The sequence below is a fragment of the Candidatus Koribacter versatilis Ellin345 genome (assembly GCF_000014005.1).
GTDB classification, from domain to species: domain Bacteria; phylum Acidobacteriota; class Terriglobia; order Terriglobales; family Acidobacteriaceae; genus Korobacter; species Korobacter versatilis_A.
In genome coordinates, this window is sequence record NC_008009.1 from 1,406,883 (window position 1) to 1,419,659 (window position 12,777).

Consider the following 12,777-nt stretch of genomic DNA (forward strand, 5'->3'; position numbering starts at 1 on the left):
AACGATAGACATTGTTCTTTGACAGCGGCTTGAAGGTAGCAGGTAAGTCTTTGTTTTTGAATATTTTGGCTGTAACTGCTTTGGATTGAAGATTTTGCGGGGATTGCAATCGCTAAGTGTCGTGTTTTGAAGATTTTGCGATTTTGTGTAGGGGGAGGGGTGCTCCTACTTTCGCGGAGACGATAGGGATGGTTCGACTGCGGACGCGGAACGATCTCCGCGTCCTTCGCTCACCATGACAGGGCTACTTCTTTTCGCGGACTAGTTCTTCTAGATCGTCGATCTTTTCGGCCATCAGGTTCATTTTGCGGGCGAGGCCCTGGATATCATTGGCGGCGCGCTTGTTTACGTCGAAGTCGAGTTCGCTGCGGAGACGGTCCTTCATGTCCTGACGGTTCTGGCTCATCATGATGACCGGCGCCTGGATGGCGGCGAGCATGGAGAGGAAGAGGTTGAGCAGGATGAACGGGTACGGATCCCAGGCACGGCTTGCGAGCCAGACGTTTATGCCGGAATAGATGATGAGGATGATGCCGAAGGTGATGATGAATGACCACGAGCCGCCGAACTGGGCGACGCCGTCAGCGATGCGTTGGCCGAACGAGGTGTGTTCTTCGATGACTTCGTTGGGGTCGCGCTGCGAGCGCACGCGGACGAGCTGTTGCGTGGTGTGGAACTGGCGCGCGACCTGGGTGAGCAGGTCAATGCCGGCGTGGGGCTTTTTCGAGAGCAGCATCTCGATGTCGTTGCGGTCGATCTCGATGCACTCGGTCTCGGTGATCGCCGTAGCGGTCGTCTGGTGCGGGATGCCCTCAATCATGGAGGCGAAGCCGAAGAACTCGCCGACACCGGGCTGGTCCACCGTGACTTCCTGGCCATCTGAATCTACCGTGCTCACGACCACGGAGCCGTTGATGATGACGTAGGCGCGTCCGCTCTGCTCGCCCATTTTGTAAATGCGCTGGCGAGCTGTGAACTTGCGGTGCTCGACCTGGCTGCTGAGAACGGTGAGTTCGTCCTGGTCGAGAAGGGTGAACAAGGGGACGTCTTTGAGAATTTCCGGTGTGCAAGCCATGAGCGGACCTCGGTGAACAGAGTTTGCGAATGGAAATATAACCTAAGTTTGTTGGCGCTAAGTTTCACCAATGTGAGTTCGGCTGATAAAATCCTCGGTTTGCCTGCACAGGCGAGAATCCCCTGGAGAACCTCTATGTCCGAAGCAACGCTGAAATCCGCTGGTCCAATGCCCCTGGTCGCCCTTACCGAAGATGAGGTCCTGTTCCGCGATAACGTGCGGCAGTTTGCCGACGAGGCGCTGCGTCCGCTGGTGAAGGAAATGGACGAGAAGGGTGTGTTCGAGCATTCGTTGATTGAGCAATTCCACCAGCTTGGGCTGATGGGGATCGAGGTGCCGGAGGAGTACGGCGGCGGCGGCGGAACGTTCTTCGAGGCGATTATCGCGGTAGAGGAGATGTCGCGGGTAGATGCGTCGGCGGGCGTGATTGTGGATGTGCAGAACACGTTGGTGAACAACGCGCTACTGCGCTGGGGCAATGCCGACCAGAAGAAGCGCTACCTGCCGAAAATGTGCGCCGAGTGGGTTGGCGCTTATGCGCTGAGCGAAGCCGGTTCGGGTTCCGACGCCTTCGCGCTGACGACGCGCGCCGAGGACAAGGGCGATCATTATGTGATCAACGGGCGGAAGCTGTGGATCACCAACGCTAAGGAAGCCGGCCTGTTCGTGCTGCTGGCGACCGTGGATCCGAGCGCGGGATACAAGGGCATTACGGCGTTTCTGGTGGAGAAGAGCTTTGAGGGCTTCACCGTCGGGAAGAAAGAAGACAAGCTGGGGATTCGTGCGTCGAGCACGTGCGAACTGATTCTCGAGGACTGCAAGGTGCCGAAGGAGAATGTGCTCGGTGAAGTGGGCAAGGGATACAAGATCGCCATCGAGACGCTCAATGAAGGTCGGATCGGGATCGGCGCGCAAATGCTTGGACTGGCGCGCGGGGCTTGGGAGCACGCCGCGAAATATGCGACCGAGCGCAAGCAGTTCGGACAAGCGCTGTCGTCGTTCCAGGGGATCCAGTTCCAGATCGCGCAGATGGCGACCGAGATTGAGGCCGTCCGGATGATGGTGTACAACGCGGCGCGCATGAAGGATGCGGGGATGAACTTCGTGAAGGAAGCCGCGATGACGAAGTTGTTCGCATCGCAGGTGGCGGAGCGGGTGGCGTCGCTGAGCTTGGAGGTTTACGGCGGGTACGGCTTCACGAAGGACTATCCGGCGGAGAAGTACTTTCGTGATTCGAAGATCGGCAAGATCTACGAGGGGACGTCGAACATGCAGCTAATGACCATTGCGAAGATGGTGATGGGCGGCAAATAAGCAGCGTTCCCACCACGGAAGTAACCGGATTTTCGTTATTGCCGTAAGGCAAGTAGCTACTTGTACGGCGGGCGCGGGTGCACTATGCTGCGCCTTACAAAGCAACAGCTTAAGCGAGGCCCCGTTTTGGCGCAGTCAGCAGAACAGATTGGGCAAGACCTTACCGCGGTCCATTCCTTTTACCTCTTCTTGCTGGAGAGCGCGCTGGCACACGAAGTGCCGGTGCCGCCGTCGATCGCGCACGACCGCGATGTGCTGCTTCGTTTTGTGTCGCTGCTGGACCTGGCAACAACGCCACAGATGATCCGCGATGGATTCAAGTCGGCCGATCAGCGTGGGGCGGGGGAGGCCCTGCTGCGTTTCTTTGCGACCAAGTCGCGGCGTCGGCGGGAAGACCGCGACAAGGTGGATGTGATCGCGACCGCACTGTATCGGTTCCTGGTGCCTCCGGATGCGGGCGAACTCGCGGAAGATGCGGACTATCAGCGGACGTTGCAGTTCGAGGAAGAGTTGCGGCGGATTTATCGCAACGTGGAGATTGAGGAGCCAGCGACGGAACACATGCAGTTGGTGCGCGAGTTCCAGTTCCTGCGCGATGAGGTCAACGACTTCCGGCACTTCGATGAACTGATTGATAGCGGCGTCATCCAGAAAGTGCGCGACATCAAGCAGACTCTGGATTCGTCGTTCCTGCACCCGAGCGTGCTAGCGCCATTGGCGTCGTACAACGTGTTCTTTGGGCAGAGGTTTGATTTGCTGTTCAAGCGCGCGACGCAGGAAGTGAAGTCGTTCGCGCACAAGGTGCAAGCCGACGGCGGCAGCATCATGAGTCGCGTGGACGGCGATGTCATCGTGAAGCACCTCGCCGACGTGGACGAGGGGAAGATCCTGAACGAAGAGTACAGCCGTGCGCAGGAAAACCTGCGGCATGTGTCGAAGCTGAAGAAGGCCGTGGACAACCGGCGCTTCGGCAAGGGCGCGCCTTTGAAAGGGGCGGTGCCGCAGCAGACGAATGTTCCGCGCGTGCCTCCGCCGACTGCGGTGCCTCAGCCAGAGATCACGGCAATTGCTGACTCAGTTGCGCCAGCGCCAAAAGGACAGGCGCAAGCCGCACCCGTGCCACAGCGGTCGCATCGGTTGGGGCCGGAGCCTCCGGCGTATTCGACGCCGCGGAGTTCGAGCAGCGTGGCGGAAGTCGAGTTGCAGAAATTGTCGGGCGTTCAGATGACGATCCGGAGCTTCGTTCGAGCGGCTGATCCGACTGCCGCGCAAGTGGTGCCGCTGCCGAACGGAAACATCACGCTCACGGTATCGGAAGTTGAAGCGTTCCGCGCCGATTACGGAAATGAGAAAAGCTTCCGTGCCGATTTTGTTGCGGCGCTGATGCAGATGGCGGCGCTCGATGCACGTCTGCTGGCGGAGTGGCAGGAGTTCCAGAGGACACGCTACACGGCGTACAACTGGAAACCGCATGCCGATGCTCTCGCACATTTGCTGAACATGTCGCGAACCGTTTCCGAGCACGCCATGCAACTGATGACGACGGCGCATCAGCGTGGATTGACCGACAAAGTCGCGGCGGTCACGGAGAGCATCGAGAAGGTGCGGATGCGAGCGCAAGCGGCGGCCGAAGCGTTGCAGTCGATCGGCACAGGCGAATAGCGAACGGGAATTCAAGCGCCGCGCAAGGTGATTCACAGGCGCGTCGGCTTTACGCAAACGCGCACTCACATATAAAATCGAAGACAGGCCGACGTAGCTCAGTTGGTAGAGCAGCCGATTCGTAATCGGCAGGTCACCAGTTCAAGTCTGGTCGTCGGCTCCATTCCTCTTTTAATCAAGCATTTGATTCGACAGCTTGGAGCGACTTGGTAACAGTTGGTAACAACTGGTCGGCTATTCGTTCCAGTGGCGCACGAAAGATTTCTGTCTCTGTGTGCTCGTAGACGTTCAAAGTGATTCCGACGTCGGAGTGACCCAAAATTCCCGAAACCACTTTCGGCGACGATCCACTTCGCAGCAATTGCGTTGCTTGCGTGTGCCTGAAGTCATGCCAGCCCGTGAGTCGAATTCCTAAGGCCTTCGCGGCTGGTCGCAAGTAACGCTTCAGAGCGTTGCCGGGATTAACTGGTGACCCTGCCCGCGAGTGAAAGATAAACTCCCCATCTCCCAACATTCTCATCCGAGAAATGAGAGCAGCCGGGATGGGCAGTTTTCGATTCGAACTTGCTGTCTTTGTAGAGTCTGCTTTGCCGTCATAAATGGTGCGCGACACATGCAGAATGTCGCCGTCGAAGTCAGACCACTTGATTCCAATTGCCTCCCCAATCCGAAGGCCTGTCACCGCAAGAAGGAGAACGAGCGTTCTGTAAGGCTCTTCCAACTTGTCGGCAATCGCGGTAACTTGCTCCGTCATGAGAATAGAGCGTTGTATTTCGCCCTTTTCAACATGCGGTAGCGGTACCTTTGAACAGGGATTCTTTTCCAGCCAAGCGCAGTTCACCGCCCACGTCAGAATTCTGCCAAGCGAAACCCGCATCCCTCGAAGTGTGTTGCGAGAATATTTCCCCGCCTGACTTGCGAGAAACGTCTGCACGTCTTCGCGAGTGATGCTTCCAATTTCGCGTTGACCGAACGTGGGAAGAATGTGGCATCGCAAAATCTTCTGATAGTACCCAGCAGTGTTTCGCTTGATCGTCGGAAGTTCTGCGTTCTCCCATCGCCTGTGTAGCTCCGAAACCGTCATGGCAGTCTTGGGTTTGTGAGAGGCGATATTTTCCTGCAATCGGATCACAGCGGAGGCCCTCGAAGGCAACTCCGCAATCGTGCCAAGTCGGATGTTGCGAGTACGTCGAACAATGCCCCCGCCCGGCGTGAGCAAGTCCTCTCGGAAACGACCGTACCACACCTTCAATTTGGTGCCCCTTTTGTAAACATGTCCGTTCTGATAACGCTGAATTTGCATCGGTGCTCTTCTTTCTCCCGATGAGTTCAGCGGTTTCCCGTGCGCCATTCTGCCTGAAAAGTTTCGTTGCAGCAACGCAGGATCGAATCGAACGAGTCTGCCGACTGTTACCGATGGCAATTCAGCCTGATGCCTTCGCACCCAGCTTTCTGAAACGTTGAGGAATGAGGCTGCCTGATACGTGTCAAGCAACGCGCCATTCGATCTTGGAACTACCTCCACAATTGAATTGTTCAAACATAACCACTAGTGCCCCAGAGGGCTGCTGCTGCACATCTGCCGAGCATTGCTCAGTCATACTTGCAGCAGCGATGCAGAGGATACGCGCCTCTGCTCGCGGTTATTGCACTACGGCGTCGGGTTGCTCGCACACTGGGGCAGGCTGCGCAAGACGCTCGAAACCAATGAAGTATTTGAAAGCATCGCCGGGTTTGCCTGTGCCTTCGCGTCTGAGCATCCCCTCTTTATCGCGCAAAACTACCGTGACCTTTTGTTTGCTGATTTCGAGGCTGCCAACGATATCCATTTGAGTACAGCCAGGATTTTTCGAGACGAATTCGAGCAGTCGTAAGACTGTCTGCTCGTGCTTTTCGGACTGATCCTGTGCTTTGAGGAATGACACTTTCTCCCCAAGCCGCAACTCTTTCGATTCGGGGTCAAGTTCGATAATGGTTGCGGGCATTTCGCCCCAGTACGGGTCACGCTGCGATTGATCGCTCTGGATCATGTGACAGCCCGTTTTCTTGTCGCACGTCAGTGCAATCATGGTTGTACAGCTTGCCCTGATCGCGCTGGAACCAAGTGCGTTATCGAAAGGATCGTTTGGATTGTCACCTTTTCGAGAATGGTGAAGGGTTAACAGATGGCCCCGAAATCCGGCTTTCCGCAAAGTGTCCTGCAAACCATTTATGGCATCGAGGACGTTGTTGTATCCGTTGACATCTCCAACATTCAGGAACTGAAACAGAAGATCAATCACGATGAGGTCGGGGTCGAATGACCGCACTCGGTCAGCCAGCCAAGAGAGCCAGTCTCCGTGCTTCTCTGGAAGATCAGCGGCGGTGCAAAGCATTAAACGCTCCGCATCCTTCTCTGTGACCCCCAGTGCCCGGAAATCTGCAGCAACGTCGTATGCCTGATCTTTACGATCGAGATGCAGATACAAGACACGGCCTTCTCCTTTGGGAATGTTTACCTGTCTTCCCAAGAGGCTCTGTCCAGTGATTACGGCTGCTGCGATATTCCGAGCGAGAACCGATTTGCCAGCCTTCGGTTTGCCGACGATGGTGGTATGTGATTGTTTATCCAGAAGCCCCTCGATCAACCAAGGAACATTCGGACGCGTTGAATGGAACCAATCGGCTCCTGAAACTACATTGTTCATTTTCCTCCTATTTTGAATTGCAGCATTTCGCCAATGCGTATCGAATACGCGGCACTGCTGTTTTCCGCGCTGACATCTGCTCAGAAAGTCAGTTGTGCTCAACGCGGAGTTCCTGTGCTCTCTCACACAGAAAACCGAAAAACTAAAACAGACATGTCTCAGCTTTAGTTTTAGGAATTTAGTTTTTATATATATATCCGTAGGACTGTTTCAGTTTTACTGTTCTGAGAGTGGCTTAGTTTTTAGAAGCTAAGGTCTCAGAAAGGCGAACGACAAGAATCTCGTTAGGGAACAAGTCGCTCCCAAGAAGATGTCAGCGCCGGAAACAGCGGATATTTAAAGGGTTGTCTTTCTTACTAGCCCCGTCATTACGGGTTAAGGAAGGCGTATTGCGTCAGACCGTCACCGATGCTTGAACTACCGCCAACTAAGACATACAATACCACATAACCGCTAGTCTGTCAAGAGTTTAGCTGGAAAGCGTATTGTGTACGCCTATCTGCCTGTTGTAAAGCGAGGATGTTAGATAGGGTGTTGGGTAGGATGATAACAAGTGAAAAGTTATCTAAGTCGCTGTCTGGCCTGTAGATCGCTCAAGACGCCCCCTCCGAACTGCACGTATTCGAAATTTCGGGGAGTTAGCGCCCATAGCGTAGCTTTCCGCCCTCCTGAATTCATCCCAGAATCGCTTGTGGCGAAAATGACGTGTCTCAGGTCGTCGGGACTCCCGGAGATTCGTCTTGAGGCAATAACGTGCGATTACCGGGCATCTCATGAGACCAAACGAACCTGCAATGGGAACCGGAATCGGCATCCACAGTAATGCGTATCGTGTACGAAAGGGCCGATGCCTACCTCACGATATGAAAACTGCTTCCAAGGTTCTTCACATTGAAGAATTCCGAATCCTCGCCTTCGGTGATGAGCGTATATGACTCCTTGTCGAGGCGGGTGTTGTTTAGCGGATTGAGTTTCGTCACGGCATACTCGACTTCATGAACCGGGGGAAATCCCGACCTGATCTGCCGCAAGGATGTGTGAATGTGAATCTCGTACTCGACGTTGCAGACAATATCCTGAGTACTTCGATCAAGCAGCCTTCCTCGACCGGATAATGTTTCGTGCACACGACCTCCTAAAACGCATACGTGGAAACGAGCGAATTATGCGCCGTCTCCGAACGCAATCGCCCCACGCGGGAAATAACACCCTCTATTGTTTTCTTGGCAGACCAGTCGCATTGATGATCTTCGCGTGCTGTTCGATTGTCGATTTACGTCTCGAAATTTCGCTTCTGGCACTCTGGACTAAGCCGTCAGAATTCGAGAAGTCAGTTTGAAGCCATCCCAAATGCATTTTAATTTCGCGCACTGCTCTTTCAATCTGACTACTGATATTCGGGTCGGCGTCCGTAAGCTGATAGATAAGCAATATCTCGCTTCGTCCTGAATCTATCTCGGCTAAAACGCCTCCTTGGTGCGTCGAAGGTTGTACATCAAGCATGGCAGGGTCGCCCGTGAACGGGATGTGAACCGTGATCTCGGTTGCCTCCACCCAAGTTGGCCGTGAGTCATCAAACACCAGCCTGTTTGGCAAAGTCCGTGCATCAACTTTGATCAGGCGATCCGTTTGGAACATTTCGCCTTCTTCTAACTTAGGCATCGCAATCGCGAGAGAATTCACGATTTCGGACGCAAGCGTTGCTTCATCCTCGGCTAAGCGTTCTGGGGGAAGCACTTGAACTAATTCTCGGGCACGCTGTTGACGCCCTTGTTGTACCGAGAATGCAGCATATTTACTAAACAAACGATGTAGAGCCATGAGCGGTTTCCCCTTGCGCGGATTGGACTTAATCGTTGACATACTACCCTGTTTGGCACTGAAATCAACCAACTAGCCGTAAACTCCTGTATTCACGAGGTGGAATGTGCAAGACCCTGACGTAATCGGGCCCGTAGGAACCGGGGCGGAGATCGAGGTATCACAAAACGCGCTGGCGCAGAAGTTAGGGAGTGGCAGGAACAAAAAATACGTTCGATTTGCCGTGGCCGCTCTAAGCGCTATACCGTGGATTGGCGGGGTGATCGGAGCTTCCGCGAGCTTTAGTGCCGAGCACGACCAAGAACAAGTCAACGACTTGCACAGGCTTTGGCTCCAGGAGCATCAGAGCCGTGTACTCCAGCTCGGCGAGACACTGAACGACATCTTCGAGCGGCTGGAATCGTTCGGCGACGAGATTCAGGAGCGCGTTGAGTCTCCGGGATTCTTAGCTCTTGTGAAGCAGTGCTTTCGCGAATGGGATGAAGCCGAGACCGATGATAAGAGAGAAATGCTCAAGAAGTTAATTACCAATGCCGCCGCCATCACGCTGTGTCCAGATGACTTGATACGTCTTTTTCTTAACTGGATCGAACTCTACCATGAAGCTCATTTCGCGGTGATAAAGGAAATCTACCGCCATCCCGGAGTGACGCGTGGCCAAATTTGGGACACCATTAATCGCGTTCGTCCAAGAGAAGATTCGGCAGAAGCTGACCTTTATCGATTCCTGATTAGGGATTTGAGCACCGGGGGAGTCATTCGACAACAGCGGGAAACCGACGGCTCGGGGCAGTTCCTAAAGAAGGATCGGCCCCATGTTGCTAGAGGGATGGGAGCAAAGGTGATGACGTCTGCTTGGGACGAGATAGATCCGTATGAGCTAACAAAGCTCGGGAAACAGTTCGTACATTATGTGATGGAAGATGTTGCGCCGCAGCTAGGCGGTTAATTTCGCGATGCATCTTGCTATAAAAAGAGGCATATGCCTCAACGGTTGTAGCGTTGTCGGAGTGATGCTGTTAATTGGCGCAGAGTATCCTCCGATTCCCCCTTCATTTTTCTCAAGGCGTAGATGTAAGCATCCACAATGGGTATCCGGCGGTTGCTGCTGTCTGCATAAAAAGCGTCAATTTGCTCGACAATATCGGAGAACCTGAAGCCGGAGATCATAAGCCGTTCCGATTGTTTCTGTAGAGTGGGTAACGGCACAGATCCCGGTAACTCCGCTTCTCGACGCATCAGCATGAGCCCCTCTTCCACGCCATTCAAAAATGTGATCCGCGATTGTCTGTCCAACGACCGCCACGTCCGACCATTGGACCACGAATAAGTGACAGCATTATCGACGTCAGCTGTCGTGCTCATTTCATCTTCGCGTTCCTGCCCAACCGTAACCATGGATATTGCCATTACGCAGAGTGTGATCAGAATCGTTCTGCCTATCGACATACCTGCCTCGCTGGCTCGGGAATATAGCATTGTTCGCGTCATCCCTGAAGGAGCGAACCAGCATCTGCCAAGCGATGATTGGATTGGGGATGAGGATGGGCCGGGGGCTCCCTGCCGTCATGGGTCGGCCCGGAAAAGAGACTCCTTTTTGGCCTAGGGAGCCAGACAGCCAAGAGTCATGCATACGCGATACACATCCGCTTTCGAACGACCAAGCTCTGTAGCGATATCCCCGTAACTCTGACCGTCATCGCGCAGTTTGCGGATTTGATTAGCATCCGGATCGCCAGCACGGTTTACCTTCGGACGGCCACCAACTCTTCCTTGAGCCTTCGCTCGCTGCAATCCTGCTAAGACACGTTCCGAAAGTCGGACGCGTTCCTGCTTTGCGAGGGCTGCGAGAATTCCTATGATCGCATCTCGGAAGATGCCAGTGCCGTCCAGATATTGCTCTGTGAAGCTCTTGAACGCCACGCCAGAGGCTGTGAGCCGTTGCAGATGCGTCAGCGTTTCCAGCGTCCCTTCGCGGCTGAATCTGTCGAGCGACCAGAACAAAACGCAGTCAAACTCCCGGCGAGACGCCGCTGCAAACATCGCTTGGAACTGCTCCCGATCTCCCCGCTTGCCGCTCGCTCGGTCAATGTACTCAGTGGTAATTGGCCAATCCTGCTTTCGACAGTAGTCGCGCAATTGGCGCAACTGATTCTCTGTGTCCTGCCCTTTGTCCTTAGTGCTCACTCTGGCGTAAATCGCAACTTGCATATTCCCTCCGAACATGACGAATCATCCCATTCGAAGAGTCAGAGTGCAAGGAAATTGTTTCAGAAAACTAATATTTTATGGAACATTTTGTGCACGGTTATAACTCTTGAAGAATCAGCATCAGGAACCATCTATTTGTCTAGGGGTTTTTTGGAACGCCGTTGACCTGTGGCCGAAACGGATTGGATCGCGGGACGGTCGATTTTGCGCTGGATCACCGTAACGGTTGACTGGTTTGCGAGATTTCTCGATGAGCCTAAATAAGCTCAAGGATTGATTCTATTTACCGACAGCCTTCTTTCTTGCTGCGCTGCCCCAGTAATAGGCGTCATAAAAGGCGGAATACTGAGTATATGGGTTCGCAAGTCGCGCAAACTGCTCACATGTGACGTATACATCGATCGGAGAAACGCTCGGGTTCAGCACAATACAGTTCGCTTGGTTGTTCGTGATGATAGGCAGCCCGCGATTCCACCATGCTTGATAGGCGAGGTGTTCGGAGCTTGCATTTCCGAATAACGTCAATGCTGGCTTTAGCACATCGAGAAATTCCCAATCTCGTCCTGAATCCCGCCCATGATGAGGTGCAATTAGGACGTCAACGTCTCGTACCGCATCCCCATGATTTGCCAATATGTGTTCCCACGTCGCGTCTTCGGAGTCGCCTGCGAAAATGATCTTGTTATTTCCCGTTCGGTAGAGAAGGACGTAGGAGCAATCATTAAACTCTTTATCCTCACATGCCTGTGTAACCAAACCGGACGTGGGTGCCAGTATCGTTAATCCGTCGCCACCTTGGCCCCCACCCTCTGCTTGGTTGTAGTACTGGCCCGCCGTTCCAGAGAACAAGGTGAGTCTTTTGGGGTCGTGCTCGGGTTTCCCGTCTCTCAATAGGGTATAGAAGTTCCAATCGTCCTCGTCGTATGGACTACCGTCCTCGAAGTTCATCTCTTTGTTATTGTCGTGATCCCAAAAATTGAGGGGAGAGAACGCGTCAAAAACTGACTTGATCCCGTCCATGTGATCCATGTCCGGATGGGTGATGATGAACCGAAAAATAGACGCGATCTCTCGCTGCTTCAAATAGGAGACAGGATTCACCGGGAAGAGCTTCTGTCTGAAATCACCATTCACGCCCTTTTGCAAATCCGCAGCCGCCTTGATTATCTGCTCCTTCAGTTCCTCAGTCGGGCTGGCATTACAAACGTCGATCATCGTAACTCGGCCAGAGTTGTGTTGGATGATCGAACAGTCACCATTTTTCACATTCAGAAAGTGAACGGTTGCCATGCGGGTTTTAACCTCCAAGCGGCAATTCTGCGTAACGAAGCAGGAGTTCGTAGGAATACTGTCGGAAGAATTTAAGATAGCGATAGAAGAGCGCTATCCCGCAAAACGCGGCGGCGAGTGCCCAATGCCACTGAAGGGTCGGATTACTTACCCGTTGCACTGCAATTACGATCGCATCGAACAAAAGAGCGAATGCCATATTGCGAGCGAAGCCGTACTGGTTCCTGAATTCGTCGAGTCGCGCCTGAGCTTTGTCATTTCTCGTTACCACAGCGTATGCATGTAAAAACAGGCCTTCTCCTTTTGCAGGGCCTTTTCGTCTGTCCGCAGCATCCCACACGCGTATCTGCGTTTCTTTCGGCAAAGGCCTGAAGTAGTTCGGGAATACGAGGGGACGTAATCCCTTGGTCTTGCCCTCTGCGAGAAGTAGGTCTGTGGGTCTGGTTAGGATTCGGCTCACAACGAGTTGTTCAAGGATGAAGGACGAAAAATGCGCCACGATCTGACCGACAACGTATGAAAGGACAACGAGGAGGACGCCAAGCGCAACTCCGACCTGTGTACGCTCAAGGATATGGAGACCCGATACATAATCGAAAGCGGCTAGAACAGTAGCGCCGGAAGACAGGTAAGCGAAGAAGTCGTAAACGCTGAAGGGAATCTTATCCACGGAACAATACAATTACCGAGAGGAGCAGCAACTGTCAATGACAAGAC

12 protein-coding genes and 1 tRNA gene are annotated in these 12,777 nt (G+C 53.7%); 4 read left to right on the plus strand and 9 right to left on the minus strand.

The window, feature by feature from the left end:
* Positions 1-244 precede the first annotated feature (244 nt).
* Positions 245-1,075 (minus strand): DUF1003 domain-containing protein, encoded by an 831-nt coding sequence (locus tag ACID345_RS05795; RefSeq protein WP_011521935.1) that lies wholly within the window; start codon positions 1,073-1,075, stop codon positions 245-247.
* A 135-nt stretch (positions 1,076-1,210) separates the two neighbouring features.
* Between ACID345_RS05795 and ACID345_RS05800 the strand changes: the two genes are divergently transcribed.
* From ACID345_RS05800 to ACID345_RS05810, 3 genes are all read left to right on the plus strand, one after another.
* A complete protein-coding gene (locus tag ACID345_RS05800) occupies positions 1,211-2,389 on the plus strand; it encodes an acyl-CoA dehydrogenase (protein ID WP_011521936.1) in 1,179 nt (392 codons plus the stop codon).
* A gap of 126 nt (positions 2,390-2,515) precedes the next feature.
* Positions 2,516-4,051: a hypothetical protein gene (locus tag ACID345_RS05805; protein WP_041855478.1), complete on the plus strand. Its 1,536-nt coding sequence runs from the start codon at positions 2,516-2,518 to the stop codon at positions 4,049-4,051.
* 87 nt (positions 4,052-4,138) lie between these two features.
* Positions 4,139-4,214: transfer RNA gene (locus tag ACID345_RS05810), tRNA-Thr, on the plus strand.
* A 12-nt stretch (positions 4,215-4,226) separates the two neighbouring features.
* On the opposite strand, the gene ACID345_RS05815 is transcribed toward ACID345_RS05810, so the two are convergent.
* The 4 genes from ACID345_RS05815 to ACID345_RS05830 form a co-directional block, all read right to left on the minus strand.
* A complete protein-coding gene (locus ACID345_RS05815; protein WP_011521938.1) occupies positions 4,227-5,591 on the minus strand; it encodes a tyrosine-type recombinase/integrase in 1,365 nt (454 codons plus the stop codon).
* A gap of 103 nt (positions 5,592-5,694) precedes the next feature.
* A complete protein-coding gene (locus ACID345_RS05820; RefSeq protein ID WP_011521939.1) occupies positions 5,695-6,738 on the minus strand; it encodes an AAA family ATPase in 1,044 nt (347 codons plus the stop codon).
* Positions 6,739-7,589: 851 nt separating this feature from the next.
* Positions 7,590-7,718 carry a hypothetical protein gene (locus ACID345_RS27350; RefSeq protein ID WP_266190069.1) on the minus strand — a complete coding sequence of 43 codons (129 nt, stop codon included), beginning with the start codon at positions 7,716-7,718 and terminating at the stop codon, positions 7,590-7,592.
* A gap of 232 nt (positions 7,719-7,950) precedes the next feature.
* Positions 7,951-8,601 carry a hypothetical protein gene (locus ACID345_RS05830; protein ID WP_148210031.1) on the minus strand — a complete coding sequence of 217 codons (651 nt, stop codon included), beginning with the start codon at positions 8,599-8,601 and terminating at the stop codon, positions 7,951-7,953.
* 64 nt (positions 8,602-8,665) lie between these two features.
* Here ACID345_RS05830 and ACID345_RS05835 point away from each other — a divergent pair, with 64 nt between their 5' ends.
* A complete protein-coding gene (locus ACID345_RS05835) occupies positions 8,666-9,508 on the plus strand; it encodes a hypothetical protein (RefSeq protein ID WP_011521942.1) in 843 nt (280 codons plus the stop codon).
* 38 nt (positions 9,509-9,546) lie between these two features.
* Here ACID345_RS05835 and ACID345_RS05840 read toward each other — a convergent pair whose 3' ends face one another.
* The 4 genes from ACID345_RS05840 to ACID345_RS05855 form a co-directional block, all read right to left on the minus strand.
* On the minus strand, positions 9,547-9,924 hold the full coding sequence (locus ACID345_RS05840) for a hypothetical protein (protein ID WP_148210032.1): 378 nt from the start codon (positions 9,922-9,924) through the stop codon (positions 9,547-9,549).
* Positions 9,925-10,161: 237 nt separating this feature from the next.
* Positions 10,162-10,770 carry a recombinase family protein gene (locus ACID345_RS05845; RefSeq protein ID WP_228370742.1) on the minus strand — a complete coding sequence of 203 codons (609 nt, stop codon included), beginning with the start codon at positions 10,768-10,770 and terminating at the stop codon, positions 10,162-10,164.
* Between the two features lie 279 nt (positions 10,771-11,049).
* Positions 11,050-12,060: a ComEC/Rec2 family competence protein gene (locus ACID345_RS05850; RefSeq protein ID WP_011521944.1), complete on the minus strand. Its 1,011-nt coding sequence runs from the start codon at positions 12,058-12,060 to the stop codon at positions 11,050-11,052.
* A gap of 7 nt (positions 12,061-12,067) precedes the next feature.
* Entirely contained in the window at positions 12,068-12,730 is a 663-nt protein-coding gene (locus tag ACID345_RS05855; RefSeq protein ID WP_041855483.1) for a hypothetical protein, read from the minus strand.
* Positions 12,731-12,777 lie beyond the last annotated feature (47 nt).